The sequence below is a fragment of the Geodermatophilus sp. SYSU D00525 genome (assembly GCF_054050475.1).
The window spans coordinates 52134-69175 of record NZ_JBJGZK010000023.1; the positions used below are offsets into that span (position 1 = coordinate 52134).

A 17042-nucleotide genomic window follows, 5' to 3' on the forward strand; every position below is an offset into this window, starting at 1 on the left:
TCCGGGTGTGCTGGGGTGGACGCCGTGGCGGACAACTACATCGCGGAACTGCCCTTCGGCGCCCCGGCCATCGACGAGGAGGCCTTCGTCGCGCCGACGGCGGTGGTGGTCGGCGCGGTCACCATGGGGCCGCGCGCCAGCATCTGGTACGGCGCGGTCGCCCGGGCCGACGCCGAGGTCATCGAGATCGGCGAGGGCTCGAACATCCAGGACGGCAGCACGCTGCACTCCGACCCCGGCTTCCCGCTCCTCGTCGGCCGCGGCGTCACCGTCGGGCACCGCGTCGTCCTGCACGGCGCCCGCGTCGACGACGACGTGCTGGTCGGCATGGGCAGCGTGGTCATGAACGGCGCGCACATCGGCGCCGGCTCGATCGTGGCCGCCGGCGCCGTCGTCACCCAGGGCACGGTCGTGCCGCCGGGGTCGCTGGTGGCCGGCGTCCCGGCGCGGGTGCTGCGGCCGACCACCGACGACGACCTCACCCACATCCGGCTCAACGCGGCCAGCTACACCGAGCGGCTCGAGGCGGCGCGGAAGGTGCGGCCGGTGGTGCGCCGTCCGCTGCCCCCGGCCGGCTACACCCCCGGCGACGCCGCGGACTGACGAAGGACCGCCCTTCCCCCCACGCCTCGCATGCTCGGCGCGGGCCCCTGGAGGGCGGCCGTTCCCTCACGTCACCTCAGAGGGCGCCGGCGAGGCGGGCGACCGTGTCGCGGACCTCGTCGAGGGACAGCGCCAGCGTCGCGTCGCCCACGGGGAGCTCCACGCGCACCACGGTCGGGTCGCCGGTGACGCCCGCCTGCGCCCAGGTCCACAGCCCCTCCTCCGCCAGCGCGCGGGCGGCGGCGCCGAAGGCGTCCGGGGTGGTCGACAGCAGCAGGTGCAGCATCGGTGTCTGCGGCGGGTCGGGCACCACGCGCACCCCGGGCAGGCCGCGGACGGTCTCGGCCACCTCCCGCGCCCGCTCCAGGTAGGCGGGGAACAGCGGCAGCCGGCGGCGCAGGCACGACAGCGCCGAGGCCGCGCCCGGCCACAGGCCGAACAGCGTGCCGCCCATCCGCCCGCGCCACTCCCGGACCTCGGCGACGACGTCCGCGGGCCCGGCCACGCAGCACCCGGCCAGCGCGCCGATCCCCTTGTAGAAGCTGACGTAGACGGTGTCGAACGGCGCCGCGACGTCGGCCGGCGGCATCTCGTAGCCGGCGGCGGCCTCCCACAGCCGGGCGCCGTCGAGGTGGGCCACCGAGTGCACGTCGTGCGCCCACGCGGCCTGCTCGACGACGTCGTCCCACGGCGGCAGCGGACCGCCCAGGTCCCGCTGCGGCAGCTCCACCACCAGCGCGGCCGGCGCCTCGGCGACGCCGTCGAGGTCGGCGCGCAGCAGCATCCGGTGCCGGTCGCCGACCGGCCGCTCGACCAGGCCCTGCAGCCGCGCCAGCGCGCCGCCCTCGTGCCGGAACAGGTGGCACTCGGGGTGGGCGACGACGGTGGACCGGCGGCTGCGCCCGGCGTGCACCCGCAGCACCGCCTGCTGGGCCATCGTCCCGCTGGGCAGGTAGACCGCGGCCGGCTTGTCCAGCAGCCGCGCGACCTCCGCCTCGAGCTCCGCGACGACGCCGCCCGCGCCGTACCGGTCCAGCGCGGTGTCCGGCGGGATGCTGGCCAGCAGGTCGGCGGCGCGCTGGGGTCCGTGGCCGGTCAGGGCGCGGTCGCAGGCCAGCCGGAGGGCGTCGAGGTCGTCGTCCACGGCCCCAGTCTGTCGAGATCGCGGGATCTCGCACGCCCGGGGCCGGGGGAGCGTGCGAGATCGCGCGATCTCGACCGGGGGACGGGTCAGGCGTCGAGCAGCTCGCGGAGGAGCGCGCCGACAGGGCCGGCCTCGATGAGGAAGCCGTCGTGCCCGTACGGCGAGGTCACCACCCGCAGCGGCACGCCGAGTGCGTCGGCCACCCGCCGCTGCAGCTCCAGGGGGTAGAGCCGGTCGGAGTCGACGCCGGCCACCACCGCCCGCGCGGTCACCCGGGCCAGCGCCGCCTCGACCCCGCCCCGGCCGCGGCCGACGTCCCAGGTGTTCATCGCCTCGGTGAGCACCAGGTAGCTGCCGGCGTCGAACCGGCGGGTGAGCTTGTCGGCGTGGTGGTCGAGGTAGGAGGCGACGGCGAACCGGCCGTCGGCCTGCACGGTCGCGCCGAACCGCTCCTCCAGCTCGAACGCGCTGCGGTAGGTCAGGTGCGCGATCCGCCGGGCGACGCCGAGCCCGGCGACCGGGTCGGCGCGGATCGCGGCCTGCTGGGTGGTCTGGGTGCCGATCTGGTCGGCGGTGGCCGCCGCGCCCGAGGCGAGGAAGAACAGCCCGGCCACCCGGTCGGGCAGCGCGACCGCCCACTCCAGCGCCCGCATCCCGCCCATCGACCCGCCGACGACGGCGGCCCAGCGGTCGACGCCGAGCGTGTCGGCGAGCGCCGCCTCGACCAGCACCTGGTCGCCGACGGTCACCTCGGGGAACCGTTGCCCCCACGGCCGGCGGTCGGGCGCGGTCGAGGACGGCCCGGTCGTCCCCTGGCACCCGCCGAGCACGTTGGCGCAGACGACGAAGAACCGGTCGGTGTCCAGCGCCGCGCCCGGCCCGACCAGCGACGCCCACCAGCCCGGCGTCGGGTGGCCGGGCCCCGCGGGGCCGGTGACGTGGCTGTCGCCGGTGAGCGCGTGCTCGACCAGCACCGCGTTGCCGCCGTCGGGGGCGAGCGTGCCCCAGGTCTCGTAGGCCACCCGGACGCCGGGCAGCACCCCGCCGCGTTCGAGCCGGACCGGTCCGTCCAGGTCGAGGAACAGCCGGTCCCCGGCGGGGTCGCCGTCGCGCCACCCGCCGGTGCGCGGCGGGGTGCGGGACCCCGGGAGGTCCCGCACCCCGCCCACGTCAGGCGCCCTTCGCGGCGCGGAACCCGGCCTCGAGGTCGGCGAGAATGTCCTCGATCCCCTCCAGGCCGGCGGCCAGGCGCACCAGGCCGGGCGTGACGCCGGTGGTCCGCTGTTCCTCCGGCGTGAGCTGCGAGTGCGTCGTCGACGCCGGGTGGATGACCAGGCTGCGGACGTCGCCGATGTTGGCCACGTGGCTGTGCAGCTCCAGCGCCTCGACGAAGCGCTTGCCCGCCTCGACGCCGCCGCGGATCTCGAACGCCAGCACCGCGCCGGCCCCACGGGGGGCGTAGCGCTGCTGGGCGGCGTGCCACGGCGAGGACGGCAGGCCGGCGTAGTGCACCGACTCCACCTCGTCGTGCGCCTCGAGGAACTCGGCCACCCGCTGGGCGTTGGCCACGTGCCGCTCCATGCGCAGCGACAGCGTCTCGATGCCCTGCACGACCAGCCAGGCGTTGAACGGGCTGATCGCCGGGCCGAGGTCGCGCAGCAGCTGCACCCGGGCCTTGAGCGCGTAGGCCGGGGCGCCCAGGTCGGCGTAGACGACGCCGTGGTAGGTCGGGTCCGGCGTGGTGAAGCCGGGGAACCGGCCGCGGGTCCAGTCGAAGTTCCCGCCGTCGACGATGACCCCGGCGATCGCGGTGCCGTGGCCGCCCAGGTACTTGGTGGCCGAGTGGACGACGACGTCGGCGCCGTGCTCGAGCGGGCGGACGAGGAACGGCGTGGCGATGGTGTTGTCGACGATCAGCGGCACGCCGTTGCGGTGCGCCACCTCCGACACCGCGGAGATGTCGAGGACGTCGCCCTTCGGGTTGCCGATCGACTCCCCGTAGAACGCCTTGGTGTTCTCGCGGACCAGCGACTGCCAGTTCTCCGGGTCGTCGGGGTCCTCGACGAAGGACACCTCGACGCCGAGCTTGGGCAGCGAGTGGTGCAGCAGGTTGTAGGTGCCGCCGTACAGCGACGCCGACGCGACGACGTGGCTGCCGGCCTCGGCGACGTTGAGGATCGCCAGGGTCTCGGCGGCCTGGCCGCTGGCCACCGCGAGCGCGGCGACGCCGCCCTCGAGCGAGGCCACGCGCTGCTCGAGCGCGTCCTGCGTCGGGTTCATGATCCGCGTGTAGATGTTGCCCATCTCGGCCAGCGCGAACAGGTCGGCGGCGTGCTGGGCGTCGCGGAACTGGTAGCTGGTGGTCGCGTAGATCGGCAGGGCGCGGGCCCCGGTCGTGGGGTCGGGGCTGGTCCCGGCGTGGATCTGCCGGGTCTCGAAGCTCCAGCTCTGCTGGTCGGGCACGGCGCCGTCTCCTCTCGCTCGCGGAGACCCCGCGGCGCACGGAGGGCTCCGTCTTGCCGCGCGGCGGACGCCGCACGGCCGGCTCTTCCCCTGGGAGCACCTCGGACGGAGGAGAGGTTGCCGGGCAGCCAGCCAGGTACTTGTCGCTGCCTCTCGTGAGCCTGCGCGGAACCCTAGCGCCAGGTCAGGAGGCGCCGGGCCGGGGGTGCGCGAGGGCGGCCGCGGCGTCGTCGGCGAGGCGGGCGACCAGCTCCCCGGCGGGCAGCGCCTCGGCCAGCGGGTACGCCTGCCCCGCCCACGTGCTGATGGCCTCCGGGTCGCCGGCCTGCCGGGCCGCCGCGCGCAGCGGCGTCGTCAGGTGGTGGACCTGCGGGTACGCGGCCGGGGCCGCGGCGGTGTGCTCGGCGAGGAAGCGGTTCACCAGCCCGCGGGCGCGCCGGCCGCTGAACGCCCGGGTGAGCGCCGTCGGCCGGCCGGCGCCCAGCGCCGCCCGGTGCGCGGCGCCGGTCCCCGCCTCGGGGCACAGGAGGAACGCCGTGCCCAGCTGCGCGGCCTCCGCCCCGGCGACGAGCACCGCGGCCACCGCGGGGCCGTCGGCGATCCCGCCGGCCGCGACCATCGGCAGGTCCACCGCCCGGGCGACCAGCCGCAGCAGCGGCAGCAGCCCGTACTCGCCCGCGCCGTCCTCGTCGCGGAGCCCGCCGCGGTGCCCGCCGGCCTCGACGCCCTGCACCACCAGGGCGTCCGCGCCGGCGTCGCGGGCGGCGAGCGCGTCCTCCGGCGAGGTGACGGTGACCAGCACGGTGGCGCCGGCGTCGTGCAGCGCGGCGACCATGTCCGGCCGCGGCAGGCCGAAGGCGAACGACACCACCGGCACCCGCTCCTCGGCGAGGACCGCGACCTTGGCCTCCCACGCGTCGTCGTCGGCGTGGGGCTCGCCCAGGTCCACGCCCCACCGCCGCGCCTCGGGCCGCAGCCGCTCGGCGTAGCGGCGCAGGGCACCCTCGTCGGCGGGCGGCCCGGGGACGAAGACGTTGACGCCGAACCGCTCCCCGGTCCGCGCCCGGACGGCGCGGACCTCCTCGCGCACCGCCTCCGGCGTCCGGTAGCCGGCGGCGAGGAATCCCAGGCCGCCGGCCTCCGACACCGCCGCGGCCAGCTCCACCGTCGACGGCCCGCCGGCCATCGGCGCCTGCACGACCGGTCGACGCAGCCCCAGCACCATGCCGGGCATCCTGCGCCCCGCGGCTCAGGCCGGGATCAGCCGGGCCAGCACCTGGTCGAGCGCCACGCGGTCGCCGGGGGCGACGAGCAGGTCGACGACGCCGTCGGCCGGGGCGCGCAGCGTGTGCTCCATCTTCATCGCCTCGACGACGACCACCGGGTCACCCGCGCCGACGGTCTGCCCGCCGGACGCCGGGGTGGCGATCACCGTGCCGGGCATCGGGCTGGTCAGCTCGGGGGCGTGCGCGGCGGCGTCCGGCCGCAGCACCAGCCGCCGGGCCCGCCGCAGCGGCCAGTCCGCGCCGCCGGCGTGCACGAACAGCGCGTCGCCGTCCTCGGCCACCCGGCAGTGCGAGCGCACGCCGTCGCGGACCAGCGCCAGGCCGCCGTCCTCGGGCGCGCAGCTCAGCGGGCCGGCGTCGGCGCCGTCGAGGCCGGCGCGCGCGGCGGCCGGCGTGCCGGTCAGCGTCACCGTCCGCTGCCGCCCGCCGGCCTCCAGCCGGACGGTGAACGGCGCGGACGGCGCGCCGGCGCGGAAGCCGGTGGGCGTGCTCCACGGGTCGGCCGGGTCGGCGGCGGCCCAGGTGGCCAGCCACACGTGCGCGGCGGCGGCGAGGACGGCGTCGTCGGGGACGGCGGGCGGCTCCCAGGCGGCGGCGAACCGGTCGAGCAGCGCGGTGTCCAGGTCCCCGGCGCGGACCGCGGGCTCGGCGAGCAGCGACCGCACGAACCCGACGTTGGTGGTCACGCCGAGCACCGCGGTGTCCGCGAGCGCCCGGTCCAGCGCGGCCAGCGCGGTGGCGCGGTCGGGGCCCGCGGCGACCACCTTGGCCAGCATCGGGTCGTAGTCCGAGCCGACGACGGTGCCGGCGGCGATGCCGGAGTCCACGCGGGCGCCCTCGGGCTCGGCCAGCGCCAGCACCCGCCCACCGGTGGGGAGGAAGCCGCGGGCCGGGTCCTCGGCGTAGACCCGCGCCTCGACCGCCCAGCCGGTGAGCGCGACGTCGTCCTGGGTGAAGGACAGCGGCTCCCCGGCTGCCACCCGCAGCTGCTGCTCGACCAGGTCCAGGCCGGTGACCAGCTCGGTGACCGGGTGCTCGACCTGCAGCCGGGTGTTCATCTCCATGAAGAAGAACTCGTCGGGACGGTCGGCCGACACGATGAACTCCACGGTGCCCGCGCCGGTGTAGCCGACGCTGCGGGCGGTGGCGCAGGCGGCCGCGCCGATCCGCTCGCGGGTGGCGACGTCCAGCAGCGGCGACGGCGCCTCCTCGACCACCTTCTGGTGCCGCCGCTGCAGGCTGCACTCGCGCTCGCCGAGGTGGACGACGGCGCCGTGCGCGTCGGCGAGGACCTGCACCTCGACGTGCCGGGGCCGCTGCACGAACCGCTCGAGGAACAGTGTGTCGTCGCCGAACGCCGCACGCGCCTCCCGGCGGGCCGACGCCAGCGCGGGGGGCAGCCCGGCGGCGTCCTCGACCACCCGCATGCCCTTGCCACCGCCGCCCGCCGACGGCTTGACCAGCACGGGGAAGCCGATGCCGGGGGCGGCGGCCACCAGGTCGTCGTCGGTGAGGCCGGGCTCGGCGATGCCGGGGACGACGGGCACCCCCGAGGCGACCACCGTCTTCTTGGCGGTGATCTTGTCGCCCATGACCCGGATCGCCTCGGCCGGCGGGCCGACGAACACGACGCCGGCGTCGGCCAGCGCGGCGGCCAGGGCCGGGTTCTCCGAGAGGAAGCCGTAGCCGGGGTGCACGGCCTGCGCGCCGGTGGCCCGGCAGGCCTCGACCACCCGCTCGACCGACAGGTAGCTCTCCGCGGCCGGGGCCGGGCCCAGCCGGTAGGCGACGTCGGCGGCGCGGACGTGCGGCGCGCCGGCGTCCGCGTCGCTGTAGACGGCGACCGAGCGGATGCCGAGCCGGCGCAGCGTCCGGAGGACGCGGACGGCGATCTCGCCCCGGTTGGCGACGAGGACGGTGTCGAACACGCTGCTGCTCACATCCGGAAGACGCCGTAGGCGACGTCGTCGAGGGGGGCCTGCGCGCACGCGGACAGCGCCAGGCCGAGGACGGTGCGGGTGTCGGCGGGGTCGAGGACGCCGTCGTCCCAGAGCCGCGCCGTCGAGTAGTAGGGGTTGCCCTGCGCCTCGTACTGGCCGCGGATCGGCGCCTTGAACGCCTCTTCCTCCTCCGCGGGCCAGTCGGTGCCGCGCGCGGCCAGCCCGTCCCGGCGGACCGTGGCCAGCACCGAGGCGGCCTGCTCACCGCCCATCACCGAGATGCGGGCGTTGGGCCACATCCACAGGAAGCGGGGGGAGTAGGCCCGCCCGCACATCGAGTAGTTGCCGGCGCCGTAGGACCCGCCGATGACGACGGTCAGCTTGGGCACCCGGGCGCAGGCGACGGCGGTGACCATCTTGGCGCCGTGCTTGGCGATGCCGCCGGCCTCGTAGTCGCGGCCGACCATGAACCCGGTGATGTTCTGCAGGAACAGCAGCGGGATCCGCCGCTGGTCGCACAGCTGCACGAAGTGCGCGCCCTTGAGCGCCGCCTCCCCGAACAGCACGCCGTTGTTGGCGACGATGCCCACCGGGTGCCCGTGCAGCCGGGCGAAGGTGGTCACCAGCGTCGGCCCGTAGAGGGCCTTGAACTCCTGGTGCTCGCCCCCGTCGACGAGCGTCGTGATGACGTCGCGGACGTCGTAGGGCGTGCGGGGGTCGACCGGTACGAGGTCGTAGAGGTCGGTCTGCGGGCGTACGGCGTCCCGCGGCGGCGCCAGTTCCCAGGCCGGCGGCGCGGGCGGGGCCAGCGTGGACACGATGCCGCGGACGATCTCCAGCGCGTGCTCGTCGTCGTCGGCCAGGTGGTCGGTGACGCCGGACACGCGGCTGTGCAGGTCGCCGCCGCCGAGGTCCTCGGCGCTGACCACCTCACCGGTGGCGGCCTTCACCAGCGGCGGGCCGCCCAGGAAGATCGTGCCCTGCTCGCGGACGATCACCGACTCGTCGGCCATCGCCGGCACGTACGCGCCGCCGGCGGTGCAGGAGCCGAGGACGGCGGCCACCTGCGGGATGCCGCGGGCGCTCATCGTGGCCTGGTTGAAGAAGATCCGGCCGAAGTGCTCGCGGTCGGGGAAGACCTCGTCCTGCATCGGCAGGAACGCGCCACCGGAGTCGACGAGGTAGACGCAGGGCAGCCGGTTCTGCAGCGCCACCTCCTGCGCCCGCAGGTGCTTCTTCACCGTCACCGGGTAGTAGGTGCCGCCCTTGACCGTGGCGTCGTTGGCGACGACGACGCACGGACGGCCCGCGACGCGGCCGATGCCGGTGATGATCCCGGCACCGGGGGAGTCGCCGTCGTACATGTCCTCGGCGGCCAGCGGCGAGAGCTCGAGGAAGGGGCTGCCGGGGTCGAGCAGGTGCGCGACGCGGTCGCGGGGGAGCAGCTTGCCGCGCTCGACGTGCCGGGCGCGGGCGGCCTCGGAGCCGCCGAGCGCGCGCCGGGCGAGCCGCTTCCACAGCTCGGCGACCAGGTCCTCGTGCCGGGCGCGCGACGACTCCGGCGCGGCCACCGCCATGTGTGCCTCCTGTGTGGGGTCTGCGCCCCCGACGTTAACGGCCGTTCACATGCGCTGTCCACGCGCCGCGTCAGGTCGTGGGGGTGCTGCCCGTCGTCGGCGCGGGCTCCTCGGCGGGGGACGGCGGGCTCTGCGTCGTCGGCGTCTCCGTCGCGGGCCCCGTCGGCCGCGGGGTGGTCGGCACCGGGAGAGTCGGGGTGGCCGGCTCGGTGGTGGTCGGGGCGGACGGCGGCACCGTCGTCCCCTCCGGCGTCTCGCCCGGCGTCGTCGGCTCCGGCCCGGTGGTCGTCGGGGGTGCCGTCGTCGGCTCCGGCCCGGTGGTCGTCGGGGGTGCCGTCGTCTCCGGCGCGGGCGCCGGCGTGGTGACCTCCGTCGTGCCGCCGGCCGGGACGGTCGCCGGGTCCGGTGGCTTCACGTACAGGTAGAGCACGCCCAGGCCCAGGAAGAGCGCGACCAGCACCAGCGTGGAGGTGCGCGCCCGGCCGATGTGCCCCGGCGAGCGGCGCAGGACGTTCGACAGGCCGAAGCGGCCCCGGCCGGCGGGGTCGCCGCCGCCCGGCTGCTCGTCGGGGCGCGGGGCGCCGGGGACGGTCACTGCTGCGCCCCCTGCCGGGCGGGGGCGGGAGCCGGGGCGGGCGCCGGCTCGGGGGTGACGTTGAGGCCGGCGTGGCCGAACGCCAGGACGATCCGGGCGCGCAGGTCGCGGCTCACCTCGAACTGCCGGCCGGGCAGCGTGCGGGCGACCACCCGCACGTTGACCTGCTCGAGGTCGATGCTCTCGACGCCCATCACGCTCGGCTCGTCGAGCAGCAGGCGGCGCAGGTCGGCGTCGGCGAAGGCCTGCCGGCCCACCTCGCGGAGGATCTCGTTGACCCGGTTGACGTCGGCCGTCGTCGGCACCGGGACGTCGACCACCGCGCGCGCCCAGTCACGGGACAGGTTGACCACCTTGACGATCTGCCCGTTCGGGATGGTGACCACCTCGCCGTCGGCCGAGCGCAGCCGGGTGATCCGCAGGGTGACGTCCTCGACCGTGCCGTCGGCCGGGTCGCCGCCGCCGACGACCTGGATCGAGACGACGTCGCCGAAGCCGTACTGCCGCTCGGTGATGAGGAAGAACCCGGCCAGGACGTCGCCGACGATCCGCTGCGCGCCGAACCCGAGGCCCACGCCGAGCACCGTGGCCGGGGCGACCAGGCCGGTGACCGGGACGCCGAGGCGGTCGAGCACGTAGAACACCGCCACCGCGTAGACGAGCACGATGAGCGTCCAGGTGACGACCTGGGTGAGCGAGTGCCGGTGCTTGGCCGCCTCGGAGCGGACCAGCACGTCGCCGCCGGTGGAGCGGGCGTCGATGCGGCTGGTGATCCGGTCGCCCACCCAGCTGGTGAACCGGGCCACCAGGACCGAGCCCAGGACGATCAGCACGATCTCCAGGCCGCGGCCGGCCAGCCAGTCGAGCAGGTCGGTGAACGGTGCCATGCGGGATCCGGTCCTCCGGTCTGCTCGAGGGGTCGGTGCCCATCCAACCCGGTGCGGCCGGCCGCCGCCGCTACCTCGGCTCGACGAACAGCGAGGCGACCGAGCGGCCGATCCGCCCCGTGGTGTCGTGGAGGTCGGCCGAGCACTGCCCGACGCCGCCGGGTCCGATCGTCGTCGTCGCGTCCATGCCCAGCCACTCGCCCGCCGGCTGCCGGAACAGCGCGACGACGAGGTCGACGTTGGCGAAGGTCGCCCGGTCCCACGGGAGCTCGGCGGAGATGCCGCTGGCCGCGTCGGTCATGACCAGCAGGTGCTCCAGCGGCGTCATCGGCCCGCCCTCGACCAGCGCGCACAGCGGCCGGGTCCAGGCCGCGGCCGGCCCGGTGCCGGTGAGCGAGCCCGACGCCTCCCGCCAGTCGAGTGCGCGGTGGTAGGCGACCTCCTCGCTGAACACGTCGAACACCGCCGGGCGGGCGTCCTCCGGGCCGACGGCGGCCGGCTGCGGGGGCGTGGCGGTGTCGGCCGCGTCGCGGCTGCGCATCCGCCAGGCGGTCACCCGCATCGCGGTGCGTCCCGCCGCGGTGAGCGTGGCCTCGACCAGCTCGATCCGCTTGCCCGGGCGCAGCACCCGCGCCTCCACCTGCACCGGGCCCACCGGCACCGGCCCGAGGACGTCGTAGGCCAGCCGCACCGTCTGCCCGCCGGGGATCCCGCCGGCGCGCTCGACCTCGCGGGCGAGCAGCGCGGCCGGCGGCCCGGCGTGCTGGAGGCCCGGGTCCCAGGGGCCGATGGTCAGCGCGGTCGCGACGTAGCCGTCGCCGTCCGGGAGGTAGCAGGCGGAGGGCAGGTGCACGTCCCGCAGTCTCGCCCCGCCCGGGCCGGGGGCGTCCCGCGGGTCAGCCGGAGCGGGCCAGCCACACCGCGGACCCCAGCCACACCGCGCCCACCCCCGCGGCCACCCACCACAGCGGCTGCCCCTCCGCCGACAGGGCGACCAGGACGCCCACCACGAGCACCGCGCCGGCCACCGGCGTCGACCGCAGCAGCGCGCCGGCGGTGTCCGGCCCCGGGAAGGCGACGAAGACCACCGCCGCCGCGACCAGCAGGAACGCGCACAGCGCCCCCAGATAGGCAGCGGTGACGCCGAACTCGGCGGGCAGCACGAGCGCCCCGGCCCCGCCGACGACGGCCCCCGCGCCCAGCCACAGCAGCAGGCGGCGGCGCCGTCGGGACCACGGGGGGCGGGGTTCGGTCACGCCGTCCAGGGTGCCCGCCCTCGCTGGGGGCCACCCGTGCCGTGACCGCGATCATGGCGCCGGAACCGCGACGCGCCGGGCGGGCGTGGTCACCACGCCGTGATCGCGGTCACGGCACCGCCGGCAACGCGCCGGTAGGTGGCGTCCGGCGCTACGACCGCTACGCTCGGACGGGTGCCGCACACCCGCCGCCCCGCGATCGGCTACCTGACCACCGTCGCGGCGGCGGGCCTGTTCGCCGTCAACGGCACCGTCTCCACGCTCGCGCTGCAGGCCGGCGTCCCGCCCACCTGGCTGACGGCGATGCGCTGCGGCGGGGCGGCGGCCGGGCTGCTGGCGGCGCTGGCGCTGGTCTCCCCGCGGCGGCTGCGGATCACCTGGCGCGAGGTGCCCTTCCTCGCCGTGTTCGGCGTGGTCGGCGTCGCGCTCACCCAGTTCCTCTACTACGTGGCCATCGGCCGGCTGCCCGTCGGCATCGCGCTGGTCTTCGAGATGACCGCGCCGGTCGGGATCGCGCTGTGGGTCCGGCTGGTCCGCCGGGAGCCCGTGCGCCCCCGGATCTGGGTGGCGCTCGCGCTGTCGCTGTCCGGGCTGGTCCTCGTCGCGCAGGTGTGGGAGGGCGGCGGCTCGCTGGACCCGCTCGGCGTCGCCGCCGGGCTGGCCGCCGCGGTCTGCCTGGCCACCTACTACCTCATGGGCGAGCGCGGGACGGCCACCCGCGACCCGGTCGCGCTCACGACCTGGACGTTCGTGGCCGCCGCGCTGTTCTGGGCCGTCGTCGCACCGTTCACCGCGTCGTTCGACGCCGGCGTGCTCGGGGAGCGGGTGCCGGTCTCGCTGGGCTCGGTGCAGCTGCCGCTGTGGGTGCTCGTGGCCTGGATCGTCGTCCTCGGGGCGATCACGCCCTTCTGGCTGTCGATCGCCGCGCTGCGCCACCTGCCGCCGACGACGGCCGGGCTGGTCGCCACCGTCGAGCCGGTGTTCGCCTCCGTCGTCGCCTGGCTGTGGCTCGAGCAGGTCCTCAGCGGTTGGCAGGTGGCCGGCGGGCTGGTGGTGCTCGGCGGCATCGCGCTCGCCCAGACCGCCCGCACCGCCCCGCGGCCGGCCCCGGCGCCGGCGCCCGTCCCCGAGACGCCGGCGCCGCTCGCGCCTCAGGTGACCTTGTCGGAATCGGCGAGCCAGCCGGCCAGGCGCTCCATGTAGCGGGCCTGCGCGGCGTGGTCCATGCCGACGTACTCCCACGGGTAGACCTGCTGCGCCTGCGCGGCCGGCAGCAGGCCGTAGGTCGGCTGGCCGGCCATCTCCTCGGGGCTCATGGCGCCGCGCAGCGAGTAGAGGATGACGTCGCTGCGGTACTGCGGCACCTGCTCCCAGCTCGCGGTCTGCCAGAAGTAGCCGTCGCCGCCCGGGTCGACGAACTGCACGCCGAGGTCCTGGTAGAGGCGCAGCGACGGGTCGTCGGGGGCCTTGGCCATGTAGAAGCCCTCGTCCGGGTAGGCGGCCACCGGCAGCACCGTGACCCCGGAGGAGGCGGCCTCGGTCAGCGCCGCGGAGGCCTCCTCGTAGTCCTGCCGGGCCGCGCGCACCTCGTCACCGTCCATGTCCGCGCCGAGGGCTCCCGCGAGCTCGGCGGTGCGCTCGATGACCTCGGCGGCCGAGCCGCGCCAGGCGATCGCCACGACCGGCGCGATCCGCGCGACCTGCTCCTGCTGCTCCAGGGACTCGAAGCCGTAGAGGGGCTGGGTCTCGTCCAGCGTCCCCTCCGAGTCCACCGGGTAGACGGTGGTGACGATCAGGTCGGGGTCGGCGGCGGCCAGCGCCTCGAGGTCGATCTGCCCGTAGCTCTCGCCGACGATCTCCACGCCGGACAGGTCGCGGCCCTCGAACTGGACGTCGTCGGCGGCCGAGGTCTGGCCGAAGGTGGCCACCGGCTCGATGCCGTGGTTCCACAGCGACGAGGCGACGTCGTTGAGGCCGGCCACCCGCTCCGGCGCGGCGTCGAGCTCGACGGTGGTGCCGACGTCGTCGGTGAACGACCAGCCGCCCGTGGCGGCCTGCGCCTCGTCGTCGGTGCCGGATCCGGCGCAGGCGCTGACGGCGAGCACCGCCGCCAGCGCGAGGGGGGCGCCGAGCAGGCGCGGGGGTCGGGACACCGGGGTCCTCCTCCGGTTCGGGCAGGGGGCTTCCCCCTGCGAGCGAGGGGAGGTTAGCCTTGCCTTACAACCGGTCCGCGAGGGCCGTCCCCGAGCGGAGCGGAGACCCGCGTGACGACGACGACCGAGGCCCCGGCAGCGGCGGTGGCCGAGCTGCCGCAGTGGCTGTTCTTCGAGACCGTCGTCGCCCGCGTGCGCCCGCTCGGCCCCTCGACGGTGCGGATCACGCTCACCGGCCCGCGGCTCGAGGACTTCGGCGTCGCCGGGGACGACCAGCGGGTCAAGCTCGTCCTGACGCCCGACCCGACGGCGCTGGCCGAGCTGCAGGCCGCCGGCGCCGAGTGGTACCCCGCCTACTGCGCGCTGCCCGAGGAACGGCGCCCGGTCCTGCGCACGTACACCGTGCGCGCGGCCCGTCCCGAGCGGGCCGAGGTCGACCTCGACGTCGTCCTGCACGGCGTCGCCGACGGGCACGCCGGCCCCGCCGCCACCTGGGCCGCGCAGGCCCGCCCGGGCGACCCGACGGTGCTCATGGGCCCCGACCGGCCCGGTCGCGGCCGTGCGTGGGGCGTCGAGTGGGCGCCGCCGGCCACGGCCTCCTGCCTGCTGCTCGCCGGCGACGAGACCGCCGTGCCCGCCGTCAGCGCGATCCTCGAGGCGCTGCCGCCCGGCCGGCGCGCCGTCGCCGTCCTCGAGGTGCCCGCGGCCGGGGACCTGCAGGACCTGCGGCTGCCCGAGGGCGTGCAGGTGCGCTGGCTGGCCCGCGCCGACCGCCCCCGCGGCGAGCTGCTGGTGCCCGCGGTGCACGCCGCGCTGGTCGACCTGGGGGTCTGCGCCGTGCCGGCACCCGCCCCCGAGGACGTCGACCTCGACACCGGCCTGCTGTGGGAGGTCCCCGAGGACCCCGCCGCCGGGGCCGGCTGCTACGCCTGGCTGGCCGGCGAGGCCGGGATGGTCAAGCAGCTGCGCCGCCGCCTGGTCGGCGACCTCGGCGTCGACCGGCGCTCGGTGGCCTTCATGGGCTACTGGCGCGAGGGCCGCGCCGAGAACTGACGAAGGACCCCGCTGCCCCCCACCGCTCGCACGCTCGCGGCGGGCCCCTGCAGCGGGGCCGTTCCATCAACTCACCTGGGGAGTCGGCGGACCGGGACGACCATCGGGGTGCCGGCCACCGGGTCGGGCACCACGCGGGCCTCGAGGTCGAAGACGTCGGCGAGCAGCCGCTCGGTGAGCACCTCGTGCGGCGTGCCGGAGGCGACCAGGACGCCGTCGCGCATGGCGACGAGCCGCTGCGCGTAGCGGGCGGCGAGGTTGAGGTCGTGCAGCACGACGACGACCGTCCGCCGCCGCTCGGCGTGCAGCCGCGCCACCAGCTCCAGGACGTCGATCTGGTGCGACAGGTCCAGGTAGGTCGTCGGCTCGTCGAGCAGGATCAGGTCGGTGCCCTGGGCGAGCGCCATGGAGATCCACGCCCGCTGCCGCTGGCCGCCGGAGAGCTCGTCCACCGGGCGGTCGGCGAGGTCGCCCATGTCGGTCCAGGTCAGCGCCTCGGCCACGACCGCCTCGTCCTCCGCCGACCACTGCCGCAGCCAGCTCTGGTGCGGGTGCCGGCCGCGGGCCACGAGGTCGGCGACGGTGAGCCCGGACGGGGCGACCGGCGTCTGCGGCAGCAGCCCGAGCACGCGGGCGACCTCGCGGGTCGGCGTCCGCGCGATCGCCCGCCCGTCGAGCAGCACCTGACCCGCCGCCGGGCGCAGCAGCCGGCCCAGCGCCCGCAGCAGGGTGGACTTGCCGCAGCCGTTGGGCCCGACGATCGCGGTGAACGAGCCGTCGGTGAACGTGAGGTCCAGCCCGTCGACGACGACGCGGTCGTCGTAGGCCAGGCGCAGCCCCTCGGCCGCCAGGCGCACCCGTCCCTCGCTCACGGCGGCGGGCAGCGGGGGCGCGTCGGTGGTGGGAGTCGTCATGCGATGGTCCGCCTCCCGCGGACGAGCAGCCAGAGCAGGTACGGGGCGCCGACGACGGCGGTGAGGATGCCCACCGGCAGGGCCTCGGGCAGGACGGTGCGGGTGAGCAGGTCGGCCAGCACCACCAGCGCCGCCCCGAGCAGGCCGGAGGCCAGCAGCGGCGGGCGAGAGCCGCCGGTCAGCCGGACGGCGATCTGCGGGACGACCAGCGCGACGAACGTGATCGGCCCGGCGGCGGACACCGACGCGGCGACCAGCACGACGGCGACGAGCACCACGGCGGCCTGCGCCGAGGCCAGTCGCACGCCCAGTCCGCGCGCGGTGTCGTCGCCGAACTGCAGCACGCCGAGCACGCGCCCCGCCGCGAGGGCCAGCGGCACCAGTACCGCCAGGGCGAGGGCCAGCGGCACGGCCTGGTCCCAGGTGCGGGCGTTGAGCGAGCCGACGAGCCACACGTAGGCGGCCGCGGCGTCGTGGATGGCCGCCCGGGTGAGCAGCCAGTCGACCACCGCCAGCGAGATCGAGGACACGGCGACGCCGACCAGGACCAGCCGGTAGCCGTCGACGCCGGACCGGTAGGCCAGCAGGAACAGCAGCAGCCCGGCTCCCAGTGCCCCGGCGAGGGCCGCGAGCGGGACGCCGACGCCGCCCAGGACGGCGCCGACCGACGAGGTCCCGGTGACGACGATCGCGATCACGGCGCCCACCGAGGCGCCCGAGGTGATCCCGAGGATGTCCGGGGAGGCCAGCGGGTTGCGCGCGAAGGTCTGGAACAGGGCGCCGGCCACGCCGAGCGCCAGCCCGACCAGCGCGCCGACGACGACCCGCGGCGCCCGCAGCTCCAGCACGACGAACCGCTGGCCCTCCTCGCCCGCCCCGACCAGCGTGCGCAGCACATCGGTGACCGCGATCGGGTAGTCGCCCCGGCCCAGCGCGACCGCGCCGAGCAGCACGACGACGGCCAGCGCGGCCAGCGGCACGACGACCGACCGCCAGCGGAACCGCACCGACACCGGCCCGTACCGCAGGACGACCGCGCGGCCGGCCGCGCGCCCGCCGGGGTCGGGCGGGGTCGTCTCGCGGATGGTGTCGACGGTGGCGGTCACAGCGTCGCGCTCCGGCGGCGGCGCACGAGCGCGATGAAGAAGGGCCCGCCCAGCAGGGCGAGCAC

Annotated in this window: 16 protein-coding genes and 1 riboswitch; of the genes, 3 read left to right on the plus strand and 13 right to left on the minus strand. The window is 76.6% G+C overall.

Going from position 1 to position 17042, the window contains the following annotated elements:
- The first annotated feature begins 15 nt into the window (after positions 1–15).
- A complete protein-coding gene (locus tag ACI796_RS17710) occupies positions 16–603 on the plus strand; it encodes a gamma carbonic anhydrase family protein (protein ID WP_456942536.1) in 588 nt (195 codons plus the stop codon).
- A gap of 76 nt (positions 604–679) precedes the next feature.
- Here ACI796_RS17710 and ACI796_RS17715 read toward each other — a convergent pair whose 3' ends face one another.
- The 10 genes from ACI796_RS17715 to ACI796_RS17760 all read right to left on the minus strand — a co-directional run bounded on the left by ACI796_RS17715 (position 680) and on the right by ACI796_RS17760 (position 11751).
- Complete coding sequence (locus ACI796_RS17715) at positions 680–1747, minus strand: threonine aldolase family protein (RefSeq protein WP_456942537.1); 1068 nt, start codon at positions 1745–1747, stop codon at positions 680–682.
- Positions 1748–1833: 86 nt separating this feature from the next.
- Positions 1834–2907, minus strand: a complete 1074-nt coding sequence (gene metX, locus ACI796_RS17720) for a homoserine O-acetyltransferase MetX (RefSeq protein ID WP_456942538.1) — start codon at positions 2905–2907, stop codon at positions 1834–1836.
- Between the two features lie 10 nt (positions 2908–2917).
- Positions 2918–4210 (minus strand): bifunctional o-acetylhomoserine/o-acetylserine sulfhydrylase, encoded by a 1293-nt coding sequence (locus ACI796_RS17725; protein ID WP_387992337.1) that lies wholly within the window; start codon positions 4208–4210, stop codon positions 2918–2920.
- Between the two features lie 44 nt (positions 4211–4254).
- Positions 4255–4371, minus strand: a riboswitch (SAM riboswitch).
- A gap of 23 nt (positions 4372–4394) precedes the next feature.
- The gene (locus ACI796_RS17730; protein WP_456942539.1) at positions 4395–5435 is read right to left on the minus strand and encodes an NAD(P)H-dependent flavin oxidoreductase; all 1041 of its coding nucleotides are present in this window, start codon (positions 5433–5435) and stop codon (positions 4395–4397) included.
- A 24-nt stretch (positions 5436–5459) separates the two neighbouring features.
- Entirely contained in the window at positions 5460–7436 is a 1977-nt protein-coding gene (locus ACI796_RS17735; protein WP_456942540.1) for an acetyl/propionyl/methylcrotonyl-CoA carboxylase subunit alpha, read from the minus strand.
- Positions 7433–9013: a carboxyl transferase domain-containing protein gene (locus ACI796_RS17740; RefSeq protein WP_456942541.1), complete on the minus strand. Its 1581-nt coding sequence runs from the start codon at positions 9011–9013 to the stop codon at positions 7433–7435. The genes ACI796_RS17735 and ACI796_RS17740 overlap by 4 nt, the downstream gene beginning before the upstream one ends.
- 70 nt (positions 9014–9083) lie before the next feature.
- A complete protein-coding gene (locus ACI796_RS17745) occupies positions 9084–9608 on the minus strand; it encodes a hypothetical protein (RefSeq protein WP_456942542.1) in 525 nt (174 codons plus the stop codon).
- Positions 9605–10495: a mechanosensitive ion channel family protein gene (locus ACI796_RS17750; RefSeq protein WP_456942543.1), complete on the minus strand. Its 891-nt coding sequence runs from the start codon at positions 10493–10495 to the stop codon at positions 9605–9607. Before ACI796_RS17750 ends, ACI796_RS17745 begins: the two co-directional genes overlap by 4 nt.
- 70 nt (positions 10496–10565) lie before the next feature.
- Positions 10566–11348 carry a thioesterase family protein gene (locus ACI796_RS17755; protein ID WP_456942544.1) on the minus strand — a complete coding sequence of 261 codons (783 nt, stop codon included), beginning with the start codon at positions 11346–11348 and terminating at the stop codon, positions 10566–10568.
- A gap of 43 nt (positions 11349–11391) precedes the next feature.
- Entirely contained in the window at positions 11392–11751 is a 360-nt protein-coding gene (locus ACI796_RS17760; protein ID WP_456942545.1) for a hypothetical protein, read from the minus strand.
- Between the two features lie 174 nt (positions 11752–11925).
- Between ACI796_RS17760 and ACI796_RS17765 the strand changes: the two genes are divergently transcribed.
- The gene (locus ACI796_RS17765) at positions 11926–12954 is read left to right on the plus strand and encodes an EamA family transporter (protein WP_456942546.1); all 1029 of its coding nucleotides are present in this window, start codon (positions 11926–11928) and stop codon (positions 12952–12954) included.
- Here ACI796_RS17765 and ACI796_RS17770 read toward each other — a convergent pair.
- On the minus strand, positions 12903–13904 hold the full coding sequence (locus tag ACI796_RS17770) for an ABC transporter substrate-binding protein (RefSeq protein ID WP_456942547.1): 1002 nt from the start codon (positions 13902–13904) through the stop codon (positions 12903–12905). The genes ACI796_RS17765 and ACI796_RS17770 overlap by 52 nt on opposite strands.
- Positions 13905–14015: 111 nt before the next feature.
- On the opposite strand from ACI796_RS17770, the gene ACI796_RS17775 reads away from it, so the two are divergent.
- On the plus strand, positions 14016–14957 hold the full coding sequence (locus ACI796_RS17775; RefSeq protein WP_456942548.1) for a siderophore-interacting protein: 942 nt from the start codon (positions 14016–14018) through the stop codon (positions 14955–14957).
- Positions 14958–15028: 71 nt separating this feature from the next.
- On the opposite strand, the gene ACI796_RS17780 is transcribed toward ACI796_RS17775, so the two are convergent.
- Together ACI796_RS17780 and ACI796_RS17785 are read right to left on the minus strand one after the other, a co-directional pair.
- Positions 15029–15871, minus strand: coding sequence for an ABC transporter ATP-binding protein (locus ACI796_RS17780; protein ID WP_456942549.1), 843 nt, complete (start codon positions 15869–15871; stop codon positions 15029–15031).
- On the minus strand, positions 15868–16977 hold the full coding sequence (locus ACI796_RS17785) for a FecCD family ABC transporter permease (RefSeq protein WP_456942550.1): 1110 nt from the start codon (positions 16975–16977) through the stop codon (positions 15868–15870). Before ACI796_RS17785 ends, ACI796_RS17780 begins: the two co-directional genes overlap by 4 nt.
- Between the last annotated feature and the right edge of the window lie 65 nt (positions 16978–17042).